We start from the raw sequence: 23,881 nt of genomic DNA, 5'->3' as shown, positions 1-23,881 counted from the left end.
ACAAAAAAGGCAGCGTAATGGCTGCCTTAGAAAAGAGGTGGCTTACATTAACCAAAGATAAAGTAATGCAAAAACAGGTATTGCTGCGGTTAAGCTATCAATACGATCTAATATGCCACCATGTCCGGGTAATATGTTACCGCTATCTTTAACGCCAGAAGCACGTTTAAACATGCTTTCAACTAAATCACCAAGCACAGAGATGACAACAGTAATAATAGCTATCGATAACAAGCTTGAAATTGAGACAAACGGGATAGAAAGAAGTTGGGCCATTAGCCAAGTAATAATAACAGCTAAAATTACCCCACCGACTAAACCTTCAATCGTTTTATTTGGGCTAACGGCTGGCGCCATTTTATGCTTACCAAAACGCTTACCTGAAAAGTATGCGCCAGTATCTGCAGACCAAACTAAGAAACAAACCAATAGAACAAGTTTAGCACCATGATACGAATCGATGCTGTAATCTACAGCACGTAACATTAAAATACTCCAAAAAAACGGGAGTAGTGTTAACAAGCCAAAAATCTGTTTAACAAAAGAATTAGATGCCCATAACTTATCAGTTTTAGGATATGTAATCGCTAATATAGATGCAATTAGCCACCATATTCCGCCTACTAATAACATGCCATGTAACCCATTACTCATCGCCGAAAGAGACGCTGTATCTACTGGTAATAACACTAGGCTAGCACCTAATGCAATCACAGGTAGAATCATTGCACGGATGCGAGATGATGTATTAATAAACTGTGTCCATTCCCAAAAACCCAATAATGTTATTGCCGCAATGGCTGCCACAAAGGCTGGAAATGGTAAGAAAAAGATCCCCGCAATAACAAGTGGTGCGAGGATTAATGCGGTAATAATTCGTTGCTTTAGCAAACTGCGTCCTCTATATAATTATTGTATAGGCAAAGGCCATATTTACTGTAAATAATAACGCCAACACACATCACTGTGCATTGGCGAAAAGTAATAACTCTTATTTTAACAATGCTTGTATTTGTTCGCCAGTACAGCCAAAACGGCGTTCACGAGTCACGAACCAAGCAATAGCATTCAATAAACTTGATTCATCAAAATCAGGCCAGTGCTCTTCTGTGAAAAATAACTCCGCATAAGCTACCTGCCATAACATAAAGTTACTAATTCGGCACTCACCACTGGTACGGATCAATAGATCAACCTCTGGTAACCCATACGTTGAGAGCCCTGACTCTAAATCTTGTTCCGTTACGGTTGCGAGATCAAGTTCATTATCAATAGCCTGCTGAGCTAGCTTTTTAGCCGCTTCTAAAATATCCCATTGCCCGCCGTAATTTGCTGCAATGTTCAATACCATACCGGTATTGTCAGCGGTTAATTCCTCTGCCGCTGAAATTTTATCTTGTAAGCGCTGACTAAAACGACGCTTATCACCAATAATACGTAATTGAATATTATTCTTATGTAATCTTTTTACTTCACGACTTAATACCGTCATGAAGAGCTCCATCAATAGTGAAACCTCCGCCTCGGGACGACGCCAGTTTTCACTACTAAAAGCAAATAGTGTCAAAGCTTTTATACCAAGACGATTAGCAGTAGAGACTGTTTTTCGCACGGCTTCTACGCCAGCCTTGTGACCAAACACCCGAGCTTTGCCTTTGGCTTTTGCCCAACGACCATTACCATCCATAATCACAGCAATGTGTTTAGGAAGACAATCTGCCGAAAGCCCAGCCTCGATTGAATGCTCTGCCATCTCTATCCCTCAAAAAAAAGGCGCTGTGCTGCACGCACAGCGCCTCTAGCCATTTAAAACCTAACGAATATAGTTTTAAACTTCCATTAACTCTTTTTCTTTTACTTCAAGAACTGCATCGATATTCTTAATAGCATCGTCGGTTAATTTCTGAATTTCATCTTGTGCACGACGATCATCGTCTTCAGAAATTTCTTTATCTTTTAGTAGACCTTTAACCGTTGCATTTGCATCGCGACGAATGTTACGAACAGCAACACGGCCTTGCTCAGCTTCTGCACGTACAATCTTAACAAGATCGCGACGACGCTCTTCTGTAAGTGGTGGAAGAGGAACACGGATCACAGTACCTGCAGACATTGGGTTTAGACCCAAATCCGACATCATGATCGCTTTTTCTACTTTTGGTGCTAGTTCACGGTCAAATACAGTGATAGCAAGAGTACGAGCATCTTCAGCAACCACGTTTGCCACTTGGTTTAACGGAGTGTTCGCACCGTAGTACTCAACATGAATCGTATCAAGTAGGCTTGGGTGAGCACGACCTGTACGGATTTTTACTAGTTGATTTCGTAGTGCATCAACACTCTTTTCCATGCGCACTTGCGCGTCTTGTTTGATTTCGTTAATCACGATAAATACCCTTGATAATTCGGTCACAGTAAAAAAGTAATCGTACTTTTTTCAATTAATCAGTTGCCCACTTTTGCTTAAGCGCTAGTGATTAGCGTACCTTCTTGCTCACCCATCACTACGCGACGTAGTGCGCCTGGTTTATTCATATTAAAGACACGAATTGGCATATTGTGGTCACGAGCAAGTGTAAAGGCCGCTAAATCCATTACCTTTAATTCTTTTTCAAGTACATCTTGGTAGCTTAGCTTATCACAAAGTACTGCATCTGGGTTCTTAACTGGATCATCTGTGTAAACACCATCCACTTTGGTCGCTTTTAGTACAACATCAGCTTCAATTTCGATACCACGTAAACATGCTGCAGAATCAGTAGTAAAGAATGGGTTACCAGTACCTGCAGAGAAAATTACGACACGGCCCTGGCGTAACTGGCTAATTGCATCAGCCCAGTTGTAGTTATCACAAACACCATTGAGAGGAATAGCAGACATCACTCGAGCGTTCACATAGGCACGATGCAAAGAATCACGCATTGCTAAGCCGTTCATTACAGTTGCTAGCATACCCATGTGGTCGCCCACAACTCGGTTCATACCTGCTTCTGCAAGGCCAGCACCACGGAATAAGTTACCACCACCAATAACTAGGCCTACTTGAACACCCAGTTCAACGAGTTCTTTGATTTCTTGAGCCATACGGTCAAGAACTTGTGCGTCAATGCCGAAACCTTCTTCGCCTTGTAGTGCTTCACCACTTAGCTTAAGCAAAATTCGTTGATAAGTTGGTTTTGGGTTTGTGGTCATGTGTTTTACCTTCCAGGCTAACTTGAGATATGGAGTTGTAAAAAGACCGCAGCCTTGGCTACGGTCTTTGGCATTCTTATAAAGAAGGATTAACCCTTCTGAACAGCTGCTACTTCTTCTGCAAAGCTCATTTCTTGAGCTTTCTCGATACCTTCACCAACTTCTAGACGAATGAAGTTAGTTACTGTAGCACCAGTTTCTTTCAGTACTTCACCAACAGTTTTCTTTGGTTCCATGATGAAAGCTTGACCAGTTAGAGAAACTTCGCCAGTGAACTTCTTCATGCGGCCTTCAACCATCTTTTCAGCGATTTCTTTAGGCTTGCCTTCGTTCATTGCGATTTCAACTTGAACTTCACGCTCTTTAGCAACTACGTCTGCTGGTACGTCAGATGGGTTAACGTATTCAGGCTTAGATGCAGCAACGTGCATTGCGATGTGCTTTAATGTTTCTTCGTCGCCGTTACCAGCAACAACAACAGCGATACGAGCACCGTGAGTGTAAGCAGAAACTTTCTCGCCTTCGATGTAATCTACACGACGGATAGAGATGTTCTCACCAATCTTAGCAACTAACGCGATACGTGCTTCTTCAAATTGTGCTTGAAGCTCTTCGATAGACGCATGGTTCGCAAGTGCTGCATCAGCAACTTCGTTAGCGAATGCTAGGAAGCTACCGTCTTTAGCAACGAAGTCAGTTTGGCAGTTAACTTCAACAAGAGCAGCTTTACCAGCAGCTTCTTTGATGATGATAGTACCTTCAGCTGCTACGTTACCTGCTTTCTTAGCAGCTTTTGCAGCACCGCTCTTACGCATGTTTTCGATCGCTAGCTCGATATCAGCATTAGCTTCTACAAGCGCTTTTTTACAATCCATCATACCTGCGCCAGTACGCTCGCGCAGTTCTTTAACTAGGGCAGCTGTAACTGTTGCCATTGTCATAATCCTCAGATTTAATTCTTCGAGTAAAAATCAGGGGCCCTATCGGCCCCTGGTAACCATTCTTAGTTTACACAAGGTAACTTAAGAGGCTCGGTAAGTAACAAGTACTTATTAAGCTTCAGCTACGAAACCGTCTTCTTCAGCTTGAACAGCGATATCTTGGTTACGAGCTTCTTTAACAGTTTGAGCTACAGCACCAGTGTAAAGCTGGATCGCACGGATTGCGTCATCGTTACCTGGGATAACGAAGTCAACGCCGTCTGGATCAGAGTTAGTATCAACAACAGCAAATACTGGGATACCTAGGTTGTTAGCTTCTTTGATTGCGATGTGCTCACAGTCAGCGCCGATTACGAACATTGCGTCTGGTAGGCCGCCCATGTTCTTAATACCACCTAGTGACTTCTCAAGCTTTTCCATTTCACGAGTACGCATTAGCGCTTCTTTCTTGGTTAGCTTGTCGAAAGTACCATCAGTAGATTGAGCTTCAAGATCTTTAAGACGCTTGATTGATTGACGAACAGTTTTCCAGTTAGTCAACATACCACCCAACCAACGGTTGTTTACGTAGTACTGATCACAGCTGATTGCTGCTTCTTTGATTGATTCGCTAGCTGCGCGCTTAGTACCAACGAAAAGAACTTTACCCTTACGAGCTGCAATTTTTTCAATTTCAGCTAGTGCTGCATTGAACATTGGTACAGTTTTTTCTAGGTTGATGATGTGTACACGGTTACGAGCGCCGAAAATGAATGGCTTCATTTTTGGGTTCCAGTAACGAGTTTGGTGACCAAAGTGTACACCAGCCTGAAGCATGTCGCGCATTGATACAGTTGCCATTGAATAATCCTCTATGGGGTTAGGCGTCCACATATCCCACCTTAAAACCGACCCGATAATAACTATATAAAGCTATTGTTACCTTATTAGGTAACCGAGCACCCCGGCAGATGTGTCGATATGTGTGAATAATAAAATAAGTATGTGTGACTCAATCAAGTCGCACCTTCGTATCTAATATTAGTGCTTACGCAAAAACATATGTTATCGAAAGAAACAAAATTACCGATCACGGCGCGCTTTATACCACATATTTAGGCGCTAAATCTAGTCAAATCTGGTTATGAGAATGAATCTTATCTTTCCATTAGCCCTAAGCGACTGGTAATATAGTGTTATAGCAAAACATACAAATAGAGACGATTATATGAGCATTAAGATCAAAACGGCTGAAGAAATTGAAAAAATGCGCGTTGCGGGCCGTTTGGCTGCTGAAGTGCTAGAAATGATCGAACCCCACGTTAAAGCTGGTGTAACTACAGAAGAGCTTGACCGTATTTGTCATGACTACATCACTAAAGATCAGCAAGCTATTCCAGCACCACTGAATTATCATGGTTTTCCAAAATCAATCTGTACTTCAATTAACCACGTAGTCTGTCATGGTATTCCAGCACTAACTGATGAAGAAGTACCAGAAGCAAATGGCAAGTACATTAAGCCTGCAGTGCTAAAAGATGGTGACATTATTAATATCGACGTAACCGTTATTAAAGATGGTTACCATGGCGATACATCAAAAATGTTTGAAGTAGGTGAAGTATCACTTGAAGACAAGCGTCTATGTCGAGTGGCACAAGAAAGCCTTTACTTAGCCATTAAAAAAGTAAAACCAGGTGCTCGTGTCGGTGATATTGGTACCGCTATTCAGAAGTTTATCAAATCTGGTAATAGCCGTTTCTCTATTGTTAAAGATTACTGTGGTCACGGTATCGGAAATGAGTTCCACGAAGAACCACAAGTAGTTCACTACAAAAACAGCGATCGTACCGTACTAAAAGAAGGCATGTGTTTCACTATCGAGCCAATGATCAACGCCGGTAAATTCGGTTGTGAATCTGATGATCAAGACGGTTGGACTGTTTACACTGTCGATGGTAAGAAATCAGCACAGTGGGAACATACCCTGCTAGTGACAAAAGATGGTTGTGAAATTTTAACACTTCGTACAGAAGAGACACTTCCACGCGTTATGCATAACGCATAACATACCGACTTCGTTAACACGATCATAAAAACCGACCTTCTGTGTCGGTTTTTTTCTCCCTATACATGTTGTTCCTCACTGGTAGTCGTTATAGTAAAGATAAGATTTAGCAATAGCACGGACTGCCATGACAGATACCCTCTCTCTTCAACTTGATCGTTACCTTGATCAAGACATCACCCTCGATAATTTACGTAATGCATTAACCACCTTTGCAGAACAACAAAAAGAAAGTTTTTTTCAGCATGTCCCTATTGCCGATCTAGTTACCGCTCGCAGTAACTATATAGATCAACTACTACAACGTTTATGGCATTTTTATGGATTTTCACAGCAATCAGATTTAGCTTTTGTTGCCGTCGGTGGTTATGGCCGTGGTGAGCTTCATCCCCTTTCGGATGTCGATATTTTAATTTTAAGTGAACAACCCATTAGCGATGAGATTGGCACTAAAGTCAGTGAATTTATTACGCTACTGTGGGATCTTCGATTAGAAGTAGGACAAAGTGTCCGTACTGTTGCTGAATGTATTGATGTAGGCAAAAATGACCTAACCGTTGCAACAAACTTAACCGAAGCCCGTTATTTATGCGGCAATAAAGGCACCTATAATCACCTTATTGAATCCATTAATGATGGCGCATTCTGGCCAAGTCATACGTTTTATAAAGCCAAGTTAGAAGAACAAAAAAAACGTCACGCTCGTTATCACGATACCACCTACAATTTAGAACCTGATATAAAATCTAGCCCTGGCGGACTGCGAGATATTCATACTTTAAGTTGGGTTGCACGCCGACACTTTGGCGCCACCAGCTTATTTGAAATGAGTCGCCATGGTTTTTTAACTGATGCTGAGTATCGTGAACTGGTTGAATGTCAAAATGAGCTGTGGCGAATTCGCTTTGCATTACATATCGAACTTCGTCGTTATGATAATCGCCTTACTTTTGATCATCAGGCATCAGTGGCTAACAACTTAGGTTATCAAGGTGAAGGTAATCGCCATGTTGAAATGATGATGAAAGAGTTCTACCGTACGCTTCGTCGAGTAGCCGAACTCAATAAAATGCTACTACAGCTATTTGAACAAGCGATTATTACTCAACCAAAAGATACCGTACCCACGGTACTTGATGAAGACTTTCAAATTAGGGGGCATTTAATTGAAGCCACCAAGCCAGCGCTATTCCAAGCTCGCCCTGAAACTATTTTAGATATGTTCCTTCATGTTGCTAAAAACTCTGAGATTGAAGGTATTGCGGCGCCAACACTGCGTCAACTTCGCACCGCCCGTCGGCGACTGAATCTCTTCCTAATTGAAATCCCAACCGCTCGTGAAAAGTTCATGGAGTTGGTCCGACAACCCAACGCCTTGCAAAAAGCCTTTCGCTTGATGCATCGTCACGGCGTGTTATCCGCTTATCTACCGCAATGGAGCCACATTGTTGGGCAAATGCAATTTGATTTATTCCACGTTTATACCGTCGATGAACACAGTATTCGTGTGATCAAAAACCTGAATAAATTTAGCGATCCAGAAAATCAACAACGTCACCCGATTTGCTGTGAGATCTATCCCCGCATAGTTAAGAAAGAATTATTAATTCTAGCGGCTATTTTTCACGATATCGCCAAAGGTCGAAAAGGCGATCACTCTGAACTCGGTGCTGTCGATGCCTATGAATTTTGTATCCAACATGGGCTATCACGACCAGAAGCAAATATTGTTTCATGGTTAGTTAAAAAACACCTCCTCATGTCAGTAACCGCACAACGTCGCGATATTTACGATCCCGAAGTGGTCACTGAATTTGCTAAAGAAGTGCGAGATGAAGAACGTCTGGACTATTTAGTCTGCTTAACCGTTGCTGATATCTGTGCCACGAACCAAGACTTATGGAACAGTTGGAAGCGCACTCTCCTCTCCGAGCTTTACCACTCAACCCAAAAAGCATTACGTCGCGGTTTAGAAAATACACCAGATGTGCGTGACCGTATTCGTCACAATCAACAATTAGCCTCTGCTATGCTACGTAGTAAAGGTTTTCAGCCACGAGAAATTGAAGTGTTATGGCAACGCTTTAAAGCTGATTACTTTCTTCGCCATACCCACAAACAACTGGCGTGGCATGCTGAAGCATTACTCACGCACGATCATGACAAACCGCTCATCTTACTCAGTAAAAAAGCAACCCGTGGCGGTACTGAGGTATTCGTGTATAGCAAAGATAAAGCCAAGCTTTTTGCTATCGTCGTTTCAGAGCTAGATAAAAAGAACTTAAGTGTCCATGACGCGCAAATAATGAATAGTAAAGATGGTTACACACTTGATACCTTTATGGTGTTAGATCCTAACGGTAAAGCAATCAATGAAAACCGTCATACCACTATTCGACGCACGTTAACCAAAGCGTTAACCGTGATGAAATCTGAACGAAAAATCCGTCGAGCACCACGTAAGCTATTACACTTTAATGTAAAAACTAAAGTCAGTTTTCTACCGACCAAAACAGGCAAGAAAACGATGATGGAATTAGTTGCGTTAGACATGCCAGGATTATTAGCCAAAGTGGGAGCTGTATTTGCCGAACACAATATTAGTTTGCAAGCGGCCAAAATAACCACGATTGGTGAGCGCGCTGAGGACTTCTTTATTCTGGTTAATGATCAAGGTTGTAATCTTAGCGTTGAGCAGCAAGAAGTATTGGAAGCGTCGCTAATACGCACAATCAATCAACACGCATAACCGATAACGTATTAGGGTAAAAATAACAAAGCCTGCAATTACTGCAGGCTTTCTCTTTTATATCTGTGCAATAAAGGTGTCAAACCAACCTTTAGCGACATCTAACGGCTCAAAATGGATGCCCGCATCAATATCAAGGCGATCTTGTACAGGTTTAGCGCCTAACTCCACTAATAACGCATCAAATTGACGCCCAGCACCACAAAAGCGATCTTCACCATAGCTTGAATCCCCTAACGCTATCACACCAAATTGCTGTTGAGGTAAGAGAGGGAATTGATCTTGCAATGCAACATAAAGCGGTAACAAGTTTTCAGGGATCTCACCCTGTCCCGTTGTCGATGAAATGATCAGTACATTATCATCTTTGTAATCAAGAAAATCATCTAGCGTGGGGTCAAAATAGACCTGCGTTTCAATTGACGTCGCACTCTCTGCTAATGCTTCTGCCAGATCTTCCGCACCACCATAAACAGATCCGATAAAAATACCTAATCGAGCCATAATGCCCTCCATTGCCACTATAAACTATCACCAATGTGGCAATGATAAGCTTAAAAATCAAGCACTATGATCCGATATAATTAAACTTCAATTAGTCTCGCACTAATAGATTGGGGGACCAATTAAACGCAGTCATGACTTTACGCCACGTCTCATCAATATCTGCACGAATATCAATAGAATCACCTGTGATCGGGTGATCAAATTGTAATCTTGATGCATGCAGCATTAAACGGTGACAATCATAATGTTCACGGAACATACGGTTATGGCGTCCATCACCATGATTTACATCACCAATAATATGATGACTTAAATGATGCATATGTCGACGTAGCTGGTGCTTCCGCCCAGTTTCTGGTTTCATTTCAACTAAACAATAGCGACTGGTTGAGTAGCGCCCTACCGCAATATCTGTTTCAACCGTTGCTAATGGCTCGTAAGCCGTTACAGCTGGTTGTGCTTCTTTCTCTTCTGATGCATTTTTATCAGCGATCTTATCAAGCTCAACCTTCAACGGATAATCGAGCACTGCCGCTTCTTTTATCCAACCACGCACCACGGCATGATACGTTTTATGCATATCGCGCCCAGCAAAAAGTGGCATCATTTGTGATGCAATCTCACTGGATAATCCAAACAACAAAACACCCGATGTTGGGCGATCTAAACGATGTAATGGAAAGACATGCTGGCCAATTTGATCTCGCAATGTTTGCATCACAAAAACAGTCTCATGACTATCTAGCCATGAACGGTGAACCAACATACCGGCAGGCTTGTTAACCGCAATCAAATAGTCATCGCGATATAAAATTTCAAGTTCCATTACATTCACTCAGTGTTGTTTAAATAGTAAATCTAGCTGACGTGTGACCGATAAAATATCGTTAACACCTACTTTTTCTTTCATTGCTTCTTCAATATAAGGACTAATCTCAAACTGTGCTGGTAACGGTAATTGTAAAGCAATCAGTTGTCCGAATTTGGGAATAAAAATCCATTGTAACCATTGGTGGCAATCTAATGTATCAATTGCAAATGGTTCAGTGCTTGTAAGTAACTGCTCATCAGGAGGCGTTAACTGCCAATGAGAATGTTGACGTAGTACCAACTCTAATTCTTCAAGTAAACGTTGACTATGATGATATTTATCCATCTTCCCCCCTGATAGTAAGCCGCGCAGAATAGCACTTGAAACGAGATGCCCCAAGTAATTCAAGCGTCTTAGCATCGCGGTTATAAAACCTTTAGCCTACCCAATATAAATCCTTTAGTTAATAGGTATGCTTGGCTCACCGCAAAAGTTATACTGACTTTCTGACTTAGGAGCACAGATATGACCATGGATAAATTTCATACCCTGACCCAATTACTTGATAATGCAGGCTGCCAATACAACATTTTTGATCTCGGCCGCCGTGTGAATGAAATTGATGTTTCACAATTTAAAGCTGTCGAAGAAAATCGCCAGCCTTATCCATGGCCATTACAGCAACATGCGCATTTAGCTATTTCTTTTTGGCAACCTCAACATACACCGTGGATCTGGTTTCTTCGATTACCACTCGATGAGCGTGGCTTATTAAAACAAGCAGCTGTTGGTGATTTTATTAAGTATGTGATTGAAGCGATGGGCGCAACACTTAATAGCGAGCCGACTGAAGAAGAACAAGAAAAGCTAGCGGCTAATCCTTACACGTTTAAACCCACCGATGACAAGATGGCTATTTTTCACGCCCAGATCCGTCATCAATTGGATTTACCAGCAAGCCAATATTACGAACATGCTCAGCAATATTTATCCGGTAAATTAGATTGGCAACAGTGGCAAGGTGTTGGTTTACAAGGCATTGCCGATATTTGTGCGCGAATGAAGCAAGAAAATAATGCGACCTTTATTCGTAAAGCAATTGCAAACCTTCCTATGACGCCACTTTATGCCCTGCTTGGCTGCTTAGAGCACTGTACATTACCTGATCCTTTAAGTACTCGTATCAGTGAACATTTAAGTGCTGAAATCAATAGCCAAGATCCGGATCTATTTTTAGTTTCAGCGTTGATCCGTGCAATATCTGGCAGTGATAGCAAAGTCTTAAACCCTGCTCTTGAAAGTATTTTAGCCCAACCTGAATTGTGTCACCGCGAAGTGTTAATCGCTATTGCTGGTCGATGCTGGTCGGGGCTATTAACAACAGACAACGCTGCAAGATTTTTATTACGCCTTGCTGAGACAAACGATCAAGCACTGTTCAATCAATTATTTGCAGATTTAGTTATGCTTCCTGTATTACGCGGCACCATGCTTCAAGTATTACATGGTCAAGCTGAACCTGCTTTAGTCGCCGCGATTGAGAAATTACAGCAACATGCTCGTGGGCAATAAGAGAATAGGAATAAAAATTTGGACAATTTATTCGGAATACTGCTTATCGCTATCATCGGTTTTTTATTTTGGCAGCAAAGACGACAAACAGAGCTAGCGCAATATTTTATAGAGCAACGCTGTAAAAATATGGGACTGCAATTACTGAGCTTTGCGAGAGGAACACATAAAATCAAAGATCATCGTGGAGAATGGGGATGGCGTACTATCTTTGTCTTTGAGTTCTCTGCCGACGGGCATGATGCCTATCAAGGTTATTTAGAAATGAAGCGACTTAGAGCAAGCCATTTTTATATTCCCCCTCATCGTCTTCCTGAGGGTGAAGAGTATTAATTTTTTATAGTGATAAAAAGAACGGGCGCAACTTTCGTTGCGCCCTATGGCTTTACATGCAGCATTCCCGCTACTATGGTGCTCCTTGCCATCAATCCTTGATATACTTAAATCCCCAGTGTAGCTCCAAACTCTATCCTAGAGTTGCTCTTCGGTAGTTCCTTGACCCATCAATATTCCAATATTGACTCTCTCTTCCGTCCTGGAGGTGTCCTTTACTTCATCCTAAAGCTGTTCCTGACTTCATCAATGAAGATTAATCCCTACTCAATCCTAGAGTGTTCCACTCACTCCATCCTAGAGCGCTGTCCCTAAACTTCATCCTGAAGTGTTCCATGTCATCCAGACCAGTAAATATCCTATTTACCTCACTACATCCTGTAGTTTTCCCTGCACAATCCTTGTTAGATAGCTCCGCTATCTATCCTCATCCTGAGGTAGCTAATCCTTAGCTGTTCCGTTTCCTAATGCCGTTCCCTTTCGACAAGGTAGATATTACTAGATTAGTAATCATGAACAACACATATATAGATTATGAAAAATAAAGACTCTTTATTAAATCGCCAACCGCCAATCTAACTAATTGATCTTAAATAATAATCTATTTCCAATTACTATTTTTACGATTAAAAAAAAGAATTAATCCCACAGTGATGTAAGAGATCTCTTACAAAGTGAATAGATAAAAAGCGATGAAGCATAAAAATAAAGACAAAATAGAGAGAAGAGAGGCGTTGAATGTGAGATTAACGCATTAAAAGAAGTATAAAAAAGAGATATGAAAAGTTAGAAAGGCATAAAAAAGAGCGGGCGCGACTTTCGTCGCGCCCTTAGGTCTTACTTGCAGCATTCCCGCTACTATAGTGCTCCCTGCCTCATTCCTTTGACTGCCGATTCCTTCAGCATTGTCCTTGCGCTTCGTCCTGAAGTTGTTCCTTTGGTTATCCTAACCCGTCACCACATCCTGTTATGACTCTCTTCTCCTTCCTGGAGGTGTCCTTTACTTCGTCCTGAAGTGTTCCTTTTGTCATCCTGACTGGTAAACATCCTGCTTACCGAACTCTATCCTAGAGTGTTCCCTTCACAGTCCTTGTTTGATAAACCATCCTAGCTTATCAACCTCTCATCCTGAGACCACTACATCCTGTAGTATATTCCTGTTCCGTTCCGTCAGTTCCTTCCGACACCATTAATATTACGCCAATCACCTTAATAAACACAGACACCGAAATACATTTATTTTCTATTAAAAATAAACCAAACAGTCACAAAAAAATAAGGTAATAATAATCATACACTTAACAGCATAAGGAAGACATCAAACACTGCTTAAACGACAGATATCCTACGCCTTTGTAAGAGATCTCGCACAACGAAACAAGAGATTAACGACATAAAAACTGAAATATTCTTTTATATTTAATCTTTTTACGCATAAATCGACATATACGTTACGCTATAAAAACAACTTTCAGTATAAATAGGAGGAAAAGGAACAAAGATATTTTCCTTTAAACAAAAAGAGAGGGCGTGACTTTCGCCACGCCCTTAGGTCTTACTTGCAGCATTCCCGCTACTATAGTGCTCCCTGCCTCATTCCTTTGACTGCCGATTCCTTCAGCATTATCCTTGCGCTTCGTCCTGAAGTTGTTCCTTTGGTTATCCTAACCCGTCACCACATCCTGTTATGACTCTCTTCTCCTTCCTGGAGGTGTCCTTTACTTCGTCCTGAAGTGTTCCTTTTGTCATCCTGACTGGTAAACATCCTGCTTACCGAACTCTATCCTAGAGTGTTCCCTTCACAGTCCTTGTTTGATAAACCATCCTAGCCTATCAACCTCTCATCCTGAGACCACTACATCCTGTAGTATATTCCTGTTCCGTTCCGTCAGTTCCTTCCGACACCAATAAGATTACGCGATTTGCTTTTTTAAACAATAAAGCGCTAGCAATTATTTATAAAATATTTTTTGATAAAATAAACATCAATAAATAAGACATTTAAAATCAATAAGATAGTAAGTTAAGTAACGATAAGTGTTATGTTTGTAGGTTTGTTTTCTCACGCTGTTGTAAGCGATCTCTCACAACAGGAATAGTAAAAAAGACAGTTTGAATACACTATACTTTGCTTAATATCTCGGTCATGATTATGAGGAAGCGATGATGGAACAATTTCAGCACAATTTATCTCATTTATTCAGCCAATTAGGACTTAATAATTCAGATGAGTTTATACAATCATTTATCATCCAACATCAGCTAGCCCAACATCAGAATATTGCTGAAGCACCTTTTTTCTCAGTTATACAACGTCGATTTATAAAGGAATGCCAAGAACAAGATGCTGACTGGTGCGAAGTGATTGATCAACTTGATGCTTTACTGAGAAAGTAAATGCGTTGTTATATGTAGGATACTTAAAACAATGTCGACAATTACCCAAGAATTAGAAAACGCAATTAATTCTTTAATCTCAGAGGGAAAAGAGCCTTCTGTTGCATTAATAAAGTCACGATTAGCGAGCCCTCTACCGATCCCGGTTATTATCAAAGCGCTTCAAGCATGGAAAAAAAATGCCAAAGTGCCAACGATTGAAAAGCAAACCAAAGCGCTCACCGCTGATGAACGTATCACTCAACTCGAACAACAAATCATCACACTTTCAACTCGCTTAGCTAAATTAGAAGCTCAGCAATAATAACAAGGCTCCTTTGATCAAATCAGGAGCCTTTTATATTATTGATAGTTCCACGATAAGTTTGAAACTAATCGACATTTATCGCACTTGAAATGAAATAAACCATGTAAAGGATCCTCTACACGCCAATCATTATCACATTTAGGACATGTTCGGTTTATTTCACTCTCGAGACTTTCTCCACCCACACGATAGAGGTAGTAATAAGTAGGGATCTGGGTTGTTGATTCGATCTGTTCACGTAATTTCTCACCACGAGAAAATAGTTCACTATCAACCTCACCAATTTCATCTAGTGCCACTTTTATTGCAGGTTGGCTCTTATTTGCCATCTGAATTTCATCAAAGGCTTGCCATTCTGTTTGCCATTTAACCAGTGCTTTATAATCACCATCAAGATGGGCGCCTGTCTGATAGAGTGGGATCGGCAATAATGAATCACCACTACGTAACGGCGAACATGTATGTACATAAGTTGTATAAAGCACTTGCCATGATGGCTTACTCTGCTCAGCTGCCGCTTCTGAGTTTAAATCAACACCTAACACTTTTATTTTTGGTGTCAGTAAACAAGCATCACTCAACTTTTCAATGCAACGTGTCACTTGTTCACTATTGTACTTGGGATGCAGACTGTCTTTTTCAGGGCATACGGCACGTACACGAAAAATCCCATCATCAATCGTAATCGGAAACTCACGTCCTAGCACTTGACCGTTATAACGTAAATCATCCATTAATCCATTAATGGCACGATCCACACGTGATAGCGTTGTATTATCAAAACACTCAAACTGTAACTCTACAACGTACACTATTTATTCCTCTATTATTACGGGGGTTAACTGAGTTAAGAACTCTTCAACATTAACCGCTAACACTTCACGAATATCTTTACCTAGCGTTTCTCGTAAGACATTCCCCGTTAAATTACAGATAGAGATCACTTCAAACTCAGCTTCTAATGCGGCAATAAAGACGGTTGGCTTTAGTTTTAAACGGCGTTGTGTTACTAAGTGGCCTAAAATATTTTGTTGTAAACGATCTATATCATCTTCATTAAAAGCTTGTAGTAAATCCAACTCAATATCACCAAATTTTGCCTGCATATCACCACTAAACTGTGAGCAGTAAAACGCATGAATATCGTCATGCAATGTCAGTTCAATGCCTTTTTCAACCCCGTCTAAACGCCCCATTGGGGTTCTTAGTTCAGGTTTCCATGTCACAGCATCGCCAGAGTCATGAACAACGCAAGGTGAATCTAAGCCAACAAGATCCTGACTTTCTGGAAAACCGCGATCTGCATCACACCATGCTTGCAAATAACGAGAAGAAAAATCAGATAAAGCACAGGTAACTGGATGATTCATTCGCAACCTCATTAAAGATTCAGTAAACTTTAGACTTGAAAACCGTTTTTACAGACTATCAATTCTAATCCAAGAGTGTCATAGACAGTATGAGTAAATATAAAGACGCTAAAGAATTAGCTGGTTTAACCCTTGGTAAAACCACAGAGTATAAAGATCAGTACGACCCATCGCTACTACAAGCAGTGCCGAGAAGCCTAAACCGTACTGATCTCAATATTAGTGATGATGCACTCCCTTTCACTGGCTATGATATTTGGACGTTGTACGAATTGTCATGGTTAAATAGCAAAGGTCTACCACAAGTTGCCATTGGTGAAGTACGTCTACCAGCTTCAAGTCCAAACTTGATTGAATCTAAATCTTTCAAGCTTTACCTTAATAGCTTTAATCAAACACGATTTGAAAGTTGGCAAGGTATCGCAGACACACTGCAGATTGATCTGTCACGTTGTGCAGGTGCTGATGTTGATGTCACGATTCAACCGTTAGAAGATTTTAGCGAACAACCTATCGTGAACTTCTTTGGTACTTGTATTGATGATCAAGATATCGAAATTGAGGATTATGACTTCAACCCTGCACTACTTGAAAATGGTGTCGAGGAGGAAGAAGTAGAAGAAATCCTACATAGCCATTTATTAAAATCAAACTGTCTGATCACCAACCAGCCTGATTGGGGCAGTGTTCGTATTGCTTATAAAGGCAAACGTATTAATCGTGAAAAATTGCTACGTTATGTCGTTTCGTTCCGTAATCACAATGAATTCCATGAGCAATGTGTTGAGCGTATTTTCAGTGATATTATGAAATACTGTAAACCCGAGTTATTGACGGTATATGCACGTTATACACGCCGTGGTGGCTTAGATATTAACCCTTATCGTACCAATATGGGTAAATCACCTAGCGACAACTTCCGTCTCGCTCGCCAGTAATTAGACTCTGTTAGCGAAATCAACATTAAGTCCAGCAAAAAACCTGTCTTTGCTGGACTTGATGCCTTAAGCCAGTAAAATCAACCCTATTCTTTTTTTGTTGTATTGGGATGATATGTTTTTTCGCCGTTTGCTTTGCACTGCTCTCTTTGTGTTCTCAATTTCTTTCAGCCTGCAAGCAAAAACCTACACCGTCCCGATGCTTTCTGAAGCTAACAGCTTGCTACTTAGTCAGCCTGAGCGAGCACTTTCTATCACCCAAAAATACCTTAGCCAACGTCGCTTAAGTAAACCTCAAGACCCAGCTAGAGTGCATATCAATGAAGAAAGTGATCATACTATCCGAACACCATTAAATACGGTGAATGCACTCCAAATTCAAGCTAAAGCGCTCTCGATTTTACAACGTTCAGAACAAGCTATTGGTGTTATCAAAAAAGCTGAAAAAATCGCAACTGAACATCACCTTATTTATCCTTTATATGAAAGCCAGTTATTGCTAGCTACATTCTATTGGGAAAACCTTCGCAATAGCACTACTGCATTAAAAATGCTCGATAATATTGATACTGAAAGTCGTAAAGCTCCCTCACTCAAGCTAACGAAGCAACTTCAAGTCCTTAAATATCGTTCATTAATGTTACGTGCCAACATTGAATCAAGTATTGGTGCTGATGAAAAAGCAGAAAAACTGTATATCAAAGCCAAAGGTTATTTAGTGGCGTTAGATGATCAAGACGAGCTCATTAATTACCAATTGAAACTGGGGCAACATTATTTAAAGCATCACCACTATGATATGGCACTCGATCGTCTACTTAGTGGTTATTGGCTAGCGGTAGAAACGGATGATCAAGGACAAATAGCCCAAGCTAACTATTATTTAGCTGAATTATTTGATGAACGAAAAGTATTTGATAAAGCACTCGATCATGCCACCCAAGCGGGGGAGTTTTTCGAGCGCTATAAGCGCAGTCAGCAACTAGCTAAGACATTAACATTAATTGCTTCTATTTATGAACAACAAGGGCGTTATAACTTAGCGCTGGTTCACTATTTCAACGCGCTAGATCAAGAAAACCAACTTGACCACGATGTTCGCTCTGCACGGTTACGTCTAAATATTGCTCGCGTGTATTTGCATTTATACAACTACACCAAAGCAGAAGCTTATATCGTACAGGCACGTAACTTAGCGCTACAAACCGGTAATGAAAACATTGTAGCTGAAAGCCAAATATTACAAGGTCAATTAGAGCTTGCTGAAAACAAACTCGATGATGCGGTAACCTCTCTTCAAGCAGGTTTAATTTCAGCCAGTCGTATTGGCGCGGTCAAATTACAACTCCTGGGTGAATCCATTCTTTCTGAGGCCTTTGAAAAACAAAATGATTACTACAACGCGTTATTAAGTCAGCGCCGCTATGAACAGTTATATGCTGGCCAACAAGAAAGTATTGCAAGAAGTAATGTTGAAGTATTTAAACAACAACAAAAAATGATGGAACGCTCGCTTAAGCTTGAAGAGATGGAGCGTGAACAATTTGAAAGTGAAAAAGCCTTATATAAACAGCAAAAAATTACCATGGTTTTAATTGGGGTTTTAGCCTTTATGCTTCTGCTATTACTTCGCCGCCAACATCTGAATAAACAACTTAAACAACAACTAGCGCAACTGCGAACGGATTATTATACCCATCCCCGTAGTGGTCTACGTAATTTACGGATGCTCAATGCACGTTTAGCAAATTCACTTCAGCAAAGTAGTGCTAACTTTGAGCAGTGGCACTTAGGTGAAATCATCAATGAACCGCTAAGTGACCGATTACGCTTTGCGTTATTTGAAGTCTCTTGTTTAAAGCGAATTTACTTAGAGCAAGGCTATAAGCAAGGCTTAGATGCCGAAAAGGCCTTTGGTTTGTATTTACAAGAACAAGTGTTAGAACCGGCGAGGATCTATCACTTCTCCGATGCCATGTTCTTATATATAGAGCCGAACGCACGGTTAAGTTGCGATCCTAAACAATTAGCGGATTCATTACAGCAACTTGTTGATAACTATGCGCTTAAAAACAATCTCAATAATGATATTCAAATCGGTATGGCAGAGTACCCATTCTTGCCCCGCGCTTATACGGCGATTAATGATCAAGAGCTTATTGATATCTTATTGATGGCAGTCAATGCGGGAGTGAAAATGAATGACAGCGAACCGGGTAGCCATTGGGTACATTTATGCGCTATCGATGCCGCACCGGCAGCCAGCTTTGTCTGTGGTGACATTCGTCGATCTTGCATTGAAGGCATTGATAAAGGGCTAGTGAAAGTACGAAGCTCATCCAAATCCGATATTATCTGGAATAATGATCACAGTACTGACATAAATGTAAGTTAAGTTACTCAAGCTTTTTTTTTTAATGTCGAAAATAGTTGAGATACGTGTAAATTTAAGGGATTGAGGTAATAAACGCTCAATGAAGAAGATAGATATTAATGCTAATGATGAATACGTAATCCTGTGACAGATATTAATTCGGTTGTTTCTGAAGTGAGTAACTTGAAGCAGCGCTTAGATCAAGCTCAACTTTCTTATCGTGATGCCTCTTTAAAGTCACGCCGTGAAATCGTGATCTTAAAACGCCTCATCACACGATTAGTTATCGCTTGTAAAGGAATAAATTCTGAACTCGATGAGCGTTTAGAAAGTATTCGTCACGAGTTAGAACAACCGACAGATATCAGTAAACTTATCCCTCGCTTAGCTGTTATTGAACGTTTAGTTAATCAACAAGCTGATATTGTTCATAAACAGAATCTACGTTTAAATCAAAAAATTCATCAAGCGGGAGAAACGCTTTCTCGCCACCGTGATTTACCTGTTCAGTTACGACGTGATCTACGCGCCGTACTGAACCATGACTCAGGTGTTTTACTCGACAACCATCGCCGTATTTTACGTTTGTTAGAACTTTATGAGCGAACGATAAAACTAGGTTCTGCGACCAAAGTTACCCATCCAGCAGACGTTGTAGAAAAGTCGACGCATCATCTAGAGCTAGTTGCCGAGTTACAACATCTTATTACTGAAATAGATTTTAACGGTGAGCATGGTAATCAGCTGATTGAGATCAAATCTCAACTTAACAACGAGCTTGATACTCAACAACTGACAAAAATTCAGTTCCAAGTATTGCGTTTGATATTAGATGCCACGTTGTATGAACGCCAAGCTTCACAAAGCTTTCTTAATAATATTAATAGTGACTTAGCCGAACTGCACAAAGATACCCATCAAACAGCAGACAAATCGCACATATTACATCAACACAGAAGCGAGTTGGATAACGAATTATCACAGATTACCCAACAACTAAAAATAAGCTTATCTGATAACGCCAACCTTGAAGATAAGCGTCCAACGCTTCATGCTGCTGCAAACGAGATAGACAGCATTGTTGAAAGAAATATCGCACTTCAAGAACGAGAGCGAGCACTGATTGAGCAACAGCAACATAACGAAAAACAAATTCAACAGTTGATCCAACAAACCCATAATTATCGTCAACGTCTGCATGATCAAGAACAAAGCATGCTACGAGACTCATTAACTCTAGCCTATAACCGTAATGCATTTATGGATCGTATTGAGCATGAATATCACAACTGGAAACGTTATGAATATGCACTACCTGTTGCGCTTATTGATGTTGATAGTTTCGGTGAGATCAACAATAAATTTGGTCACCTTGCTGGTGATAAAGCATTAAAAATTATCGCTAAAAAAATTCAACAATGTTTATCTGACACGGATTATTTAGCACGTTTTAGCAGCGATGAATTTATGCTTATCATGCCAGATTGTGATGAACAAACTCGCAATAAAAAGCTTGCTAATATTCGAGAGGCTATCAGCCAACTCCCCTTCCGATTTAAAGACCAAAACCTGTCTATTTCGGTCTCTATCGGCGCGACCTTATTTGAAGGTAATGATGACCATCATGTTGTTATCGAGCGAACCGTAAAAGCATTAGCAAGCGCAAAAAGTGCTGGCACTAATCGCTTAATTTGGATCTCTTAAAACGCTAAGCAAACACTTTTGCTTAAATACCTTTCTTAAAACGTAATATGATAGTGAAAACAGACGTCTGATTTTTTTTATTAACATCTAGTCAAATGCATATTCACTGTGTATGGTAATAAAAACAAACACTATTTTAGTGCTTCCTCCAAACACCTTCTATCGTAGATATCTGATGGGGGAATAACCTCAAAATCATCAACATACTCTGCTTGATTTTCGCATATAGCAAGAACCAAACTGAGCTTTCATTGTTTCCAGGGAGGTTACTATGATCACACATATCAGTCCTGTTGGGGCTATGTCCCTGCTTTCCCAAATAGAAGTTGATAGCTTAAAAGCAACCGCTTCCAGTGACTTATACCGCCTATATCGTAACTGTTCACTGGCAGTACTGAATTCCGGTAGCCATACCGATAACTCAAAAGAGCTATTAGAAAAAAACAAAGATTTTGATATCAACCTAAAACGTCGCGAACGTGGTATCAAGTTAGAGTTGGTCAACCCACCTGAGCATGCGTTTGTAGATGGTAAGATCATTACGGGTATTCAAGAGCATATGTTCTCAGTATTGCGCGATATTATTTATGTCGATATGCATGTTGCTCGTCGTAACGATATAGATCTTAGTAGTGCGCCACACATCACTGATTTTGTCTTTAGCTTATTGCGTAATGCTCGTACCCTTCATGCTGGTGAAGATCCCAATATTGTTGTTTGTTGGGGCGGTCACTCTATCAACCCTACTGAATACCAATACACCCGTGAAGTGGGTAATGAACTTGGTCTTCGTGAGCTCAATGTCTGTACCGGTTGTGGGCCTGGCGCAATGGAAGGGCCAATGAAAGGCGCTGCTATCGGTCATGCGAAGCAACGCTATGGCAGCAGTCGTTTTATAGGGTTAACGGAACCCTCAATTATTGCCGCAGAGCCACCAAACCCAATCGTTAATGAATTAGTCATTCTGCCTGATATTGAGAAGCGCCTAGAAGCTTTTGTTCGCGTTGGACACGGTATTATTATTTTCCCGGGCGGCGCTGGTACTGCGGAAGAATTGCTCTATATTCTAGGGGTGCTGATGCAGCCTGAAAATGCCGAACAACCGATGCCGGTAGTATTAACAGGGCCGAAAGAAAGTGAAGATTACTTCCGTACGCTTGATGATTTTATTCAGAATACTTTAGGCGAAGAAGCAACCAAGCATTATCAGATCATCATTGACGATCCTGAACAAGTCGCAAAAGTTATGAAAACCGCCATGACCAAGGTTAAAGAACATCGTCGAGAAATCGGAGATGCTTACTGCTTTAATTGGTCACTCAAGATCCCTGCAGAATTTCAGATGCCTTTTGCCCCCACTCATGAAGCAATGGCAAATTTGGATCTGCATATGGATCAACCCGTTGATAAACTGGCAGCCAACCTTCGCCGTGCTTTCTCTGGCATTGTCGCAGGTAACGTCAAAGAAGAAGGTATTCATGAAATTGAACGCCATGGCCGCTTCAAAATTGATGGTGATAAATATTTAATGGATCGGATGGATAAGCTGTTACAAGATTTCGTTAAACAGCAACGAATGAAGTTACCCGGCAGCAAATATGAACCCTGTTATGAAATTATAACAGCCAATAAAGCAACAAAATAATCACAACATCGATGATTATAATTGCGTACAATAAGGAGCTTTAGTGCTCCTTTTTATTTACAAAGAATTTGTTTATGGCTATCCACCTTGTTGTTATTGATGCTCTTAATCTCATTCGTCGTGTTCATGCGGCTCGTCCCGGTGAACCTGATGTAAAAGCGACAGCTGAGACTTGTTGTCGAGCACTGAAAAAAATCATCAAGATCAGCCAACCGACCCATATTGTGGCAGTATTCGATCATCATGGTGATGAGCGTGGCTGGCGAGCTGAGCTTCTTCCTCACTACAAAGAAGGAAGAAAACCCATGCCTGATGAGCTCATGACGGGGATGGATATTATTCAAGATGCTTTTATGGAGATAGGGATTGATTCACTGCTCTCTGATGGTGATGAAGCCGATGATCTCGTCGCCACCCTTGCGCTAAAAGTCGCCTCTCGTGGTGAGCAAGTCACCATCATTTCAACGGATAAAGGTTACTGCCAGTTATTACAACCGACACTGCGCATTCGTGATTACTTCCAAGAACGCTGGCTCGATAGTGCTTTTATTGAAAAGGAATATGGCGTAGCGCCAGATAAGCTAACGGATTATTGGGGACTTGCTGGGATAAGTTCGAGTAAGATCCCTGGTGTTGCAGGTATCGGTCCTAAAGCCGCTGTAGAGTTACTCAACCTATACCCAACGCTAGAAACTATTTTGGCAGCAAATGATCTGCCTGCTAAATGGAAAAAGAAAATTGATGGTCACCACGATGTGGCACTTGCAAGTAAAGCGGTATCAAGTTTAAAAACTGATTTAGAGTTAGGTTTTAACCTACAAGATATTCGTTATATCATGCCACAATAAATAAAACATACTAAATATCATAAGCTATCATATTAATAATATGTGATAGCTTATGATTAAAGAATTATTATTCTTTACCCAGCTTTTCTCTAAGAGAGATAATTTTATCATTGATACTTTTGCTAGGTTTAATCTTATTATATGAT

At 40.7% G+C, this 23,881-nt stretch carries 22 protein-coding genes; 11 read left to right on the top strand and 11 right to left on the bottom strand.

Annotated elements, in window-relative coordinates; genetic code table 11:
- Window positions 1–42: 42 nt before the first annotated feature.
- From C9J45_RS17850 to rpsB, 6 genes are all read right to left on the bottom strand, one after another.
- Window positions 43–891, bottom strand: coding sequence for a phosphatidate cytidylyltransferase (locus tag C9J45_RS17850; protein WP_107207721.1), 849 nt, complete (start codon window positions 889–891; stop codon window positions 43–45).
- A gap of 100 nt (window positions 892–991) precedes the next feature.
- Window positions 992–1,753 carry an isoprenyl transferase gene (locus C9J45_RS17845; RefSeq protein ID WP_107287842.1) on the bottom strand — a complete coding sequence of 254 codons (762 nt, stop codon included), beginning with the start codon at window positions 1,751–1,753 and terminating at the stop codon, window positions 992–994.
- Window positions 1,754–1,828: 75 nt separating this feature from the next.
- Entirely contained in the window at window positions 1,829–2,386 is a 558-nt protein-coding gene (gene frr / locus C9J45_RS17840; protein WP_107207723.1) for a ribosome recycling factor, read from the bottom strand.
- 77 nt (window positions 2,387–2,463) lie between these two features.
- Window positions 2,464–3,192, bottom strand: a complete 729-nt coding sequence (gene pyrH / locus C9J45_RS17835; RefSeq protein WP_005371658.1) for a UMP kinase — start codon at window positions 3,190–3,192, stop codon at window positions 2,464–2,466.
- Window positions 3,193–3,281: 89 nt separating this feature from the next.
- Complete coding sequence (gene tsf, locus C9J45_RS17830) at window positions 3,282–4,127, bottom strand: translation elongation factor Ts (protein WP_107207724.1); 846 nt, start codon at window positions 4,125–4,127, stop codon at window positions 3,282–3,284.
- Window positions 4,128–4,244: 117 nt separating this feature from the next.
- Window positions 4,245–4,973, bottom strand: a complete 729-nt coding sequence (gene rpsB, locus C9J45_RS17825; RefSeq protein WP_005371655.1) for a 30S ribosomal protein S2 — start codon at window positions 4,971–4,973, stop codon at window positions 4,245–4,247.
- A 367-nt stretch (window positions 4,974–5,340) separates the two neighbouring features.
- Here rpsB and map point away from each other — a divergent pair, with 367 nt between their 5' ends.
- Together map and glnD are read left to right on the top strand one after the other, a co-directional pair.
- Window positions 5,341–6,180, top strand: coding sequence for a type I methionyl aminopeptidase (gene map, locus C9J45_RS17820; RefSeq protein WP_107207725.1), 840 nt, complete (start codon window positions 5,341–5,343; stop codon window positions 6,178–6,180).
- Window positions 6,181–6,307: 127 nt separating this feature from the next.
- The gene (gene glnD / locus C9J45_RS17815; RefSeq protein WP_107287841.1) at window positions 6,308–8,929 is read left to right on the top strand and encodes a bifunctional uridylyltransferase/uridylyl-removing protein GlnD; all 2,622 of its coding nucleotides are present in this window, start codon (window positions 6,308–6,310) and stop codon (window positions 8,927–8,929) included.
- A 57-nt stretch (window positions 8,930–8,986) separates the two neighbouring features.
- On the opposite strand, the gene C9J45_RS17810 is transcribed toward glnD, so the two are convergent.
- The 3 genes from C9J45_RS17810 to C9J45_RS17800 all read right to left on the bottom strand — a co-directional run bounded on the left by C9J45_RS17810 (window position 8,987) and on the right by C9J45_RS17800 (window position 10,592).
- Complete coding sequence (locus C9J45_RS17810; RefSeq protein ID WP_107207727.1) at window positions 8,987–9,433, bottom strand: flavodoxin; 447 nt, start codon at window positions 9,431–9,433, stop codon at window positions 8,987–8,989.
- Between the two features lie 91 nt (window positions 9,434–9,524).
- Entirely contained in the window at window positions 9,525–10,262 is a 738-nt protein-coding gene (gene truC, locus C9J45_RS17805; RefSeq protein WP_105060867.1) for a tRNA pseudouridine(65) synthase TruC, read from the bottom strand.
- Window positions 10,263–10,271: 9 nt separating this feature from the next.
- Window positions 10,272–10,592 carry a YqcC family protein gene (locus C9J45_RS17800; protein ID WP_105060868.1) on the bottom strand — a complete coding sequence of 107 codons (321 nt, stop codon included), beginning with the start codon at window positions 10,590–10,592 and terminating at the stop codon, window positions 10,272–10,274.
- Between the two features lie 186 nt (window positions 10,593–10,778).
- Between C9J45_RS17800 and C9J45_RS17795 the strand changes: the two genes are divergently transcribed.
- From C9J45_RS17795 to C9J45_RS17770, 4 genes are all read left to right on the top strand, one after another.
- Window positions 10,779–11,819, top strand: coding sequence for a DUF3549 family protein (locus tag C9J45_RS17795; RefSeq protein ID WP_198038459.1), 1,041 nt, complete (start codon window positions 10,779–10,781; stop codon window positions 11,817–11,819).
- A gap of 18 nt (window positions 11,820–11,837) precedes the next feature.
- A complete protein-coding gene (locus C9J45_RS17790) occupies window positions 11,838–12,152 on the top strand; it encodes a DUF3301 domain-containing protein (RefSeq protein WP_107207728.1) in 315 nt (104 codons plus the stop codon).
- 2,166 nt (window positions 12,153–14,318) lie between these two features.
- Entirely contained in the window at window positions 14,319–14,549 is a 231-nt protein-coding gene (locus C9J45_RS17775) for a DUF2789 domain-containing protein (RefSeq protein ID WP_005371635.1), read from the top strand.
- 31 nt (window positions 14,550–14,580) lie between these two features.
- Window positions 14,581–14,853: a hypothetical protein gene (locus tag C9J45_RS17770; protein ID WP_107207729.1), complete on the top strand. Its 273-nt coding sequence runs from the start codon at window positions 14,581–14,583 to the stop codon at window positions 14,851–14,853.
- A 38-nt stretch (window positions 14,854–14,891) separates the two neighbouring features.
- Here the strand turns inward: C9J45_RS17770 and C9J45_RS17765 are convergent, their stop codons facing one another.
- Both C9J45_RS17765 and syd read right to left on the bottom strand, forming a co-directional pair.
- On the bottom strand, window positions 14,892–15,668 hold the full coding sequence (locus C9J45_RS17765; RefSeq protein WP_107207730.1) for a Zn-ribbon-containing protein: 777 nt from the start codon (window positions 15,666–15,668) through the stop codon (window positions 14,892–14,894).
- A gap of 3 nt (window positions 15,669–15,671) precedes the next feature.
- Window positions 15,672–16,226 (bottom strand): SecY-interacting protein, encoded by a 555-nt coding sequence (syd, locus tag C9J45_RS17760; RefSeq protein WP_107207731.1) that lies wholly within the window; start codon window positions 16,224–16,226, stop codon window positions 15,672–15,674.
- Window positions 16,227–16,315: 89 nt separating this feature from the next.
- On the opposite strand from syd, the gene queF reads away from it, so the two are divergent.
- From queF to xni, 5 genes are all read left to right on the top strand, one after another.
- The gene (gene queF, locus C9J45_RS17755; protein WP_107247514.1) at window positions 16,316–17,164 is read left to right on the top strand and encodes an NADPH-dependent 7-cyano-7-deazaguanine reductase QueF; all 849 of its coding nucleotides are present in this window, start codon (window positions 16,316–16,318) and stop codon (window positions 17,162–17,164) included.
- A gap of 115 nt (window positions 17,165–17,279) precedes the next feature.
- Window positions 17,280–19,559 (top strand): tetratricopeptide repeat protein, encoded by a 2,280-nt coding sequence (locus C9J45_RS17750; protein WP_107207733.1) that lies wholly within the window; start codon window positions 17,280–17,282, stop codon window positions 19,557–19,559.
- Window positions 19,560–19,682: 123 nt separating this feature from the next.
- Window positions 19,683–21,242, top strand: coding sequence for a GGDEF domain-containing protein (locus tag C9J45_RS17745; RefSeq protein ID WP_107292828.1), 1,560 nt, complete (start codon window positions 19,683–19,685; stop codon window positions 21,240–21,242).
- A gap of 271 nt (window positions 21,243–21,513) precedes the next feature.
- The gene (ppnN, locus tag C9J45_RS17740) at window positions 21,514–22,887 is read left to right on the top strand and encodes a nucleotide 5'-monophosphate nucleosidase PpnN (protein WP_107247513.1); all 1,374 of its coding nucleotides are present in this window, start codon (window positions 21,514–21,516) and stop codon (window positions 22,885–22,887) included.
- Window positions 22,888–22,961: 74 nt separating this feature from the next.
- Window positions 22,962–23,735: a flap endonuclease Xni gene (xni, locus tag C9J45_RS17735; RefSeq protein ID WP_107292827.1), complete on the top strand. Its 774-nt coding sequence runs from the start codon at window positions 22,962–22,964 to the stop codon at window positions 23,733–23,735.
- Window positions 23,736–23,881 lie beyond the last annotated feature (146 nt).

The organism is Photobacterium sp. GB-1, assembly GCF_003026165.1.
Lineage (GTDB): Bacteria > Pseudomonadota > Gammaproteobacteria > Enterobacterales > Vibrionaceae > Photobacterium.
This window is presented reverse-complemented; position numbering and strand designations above follow the sequence as displayed.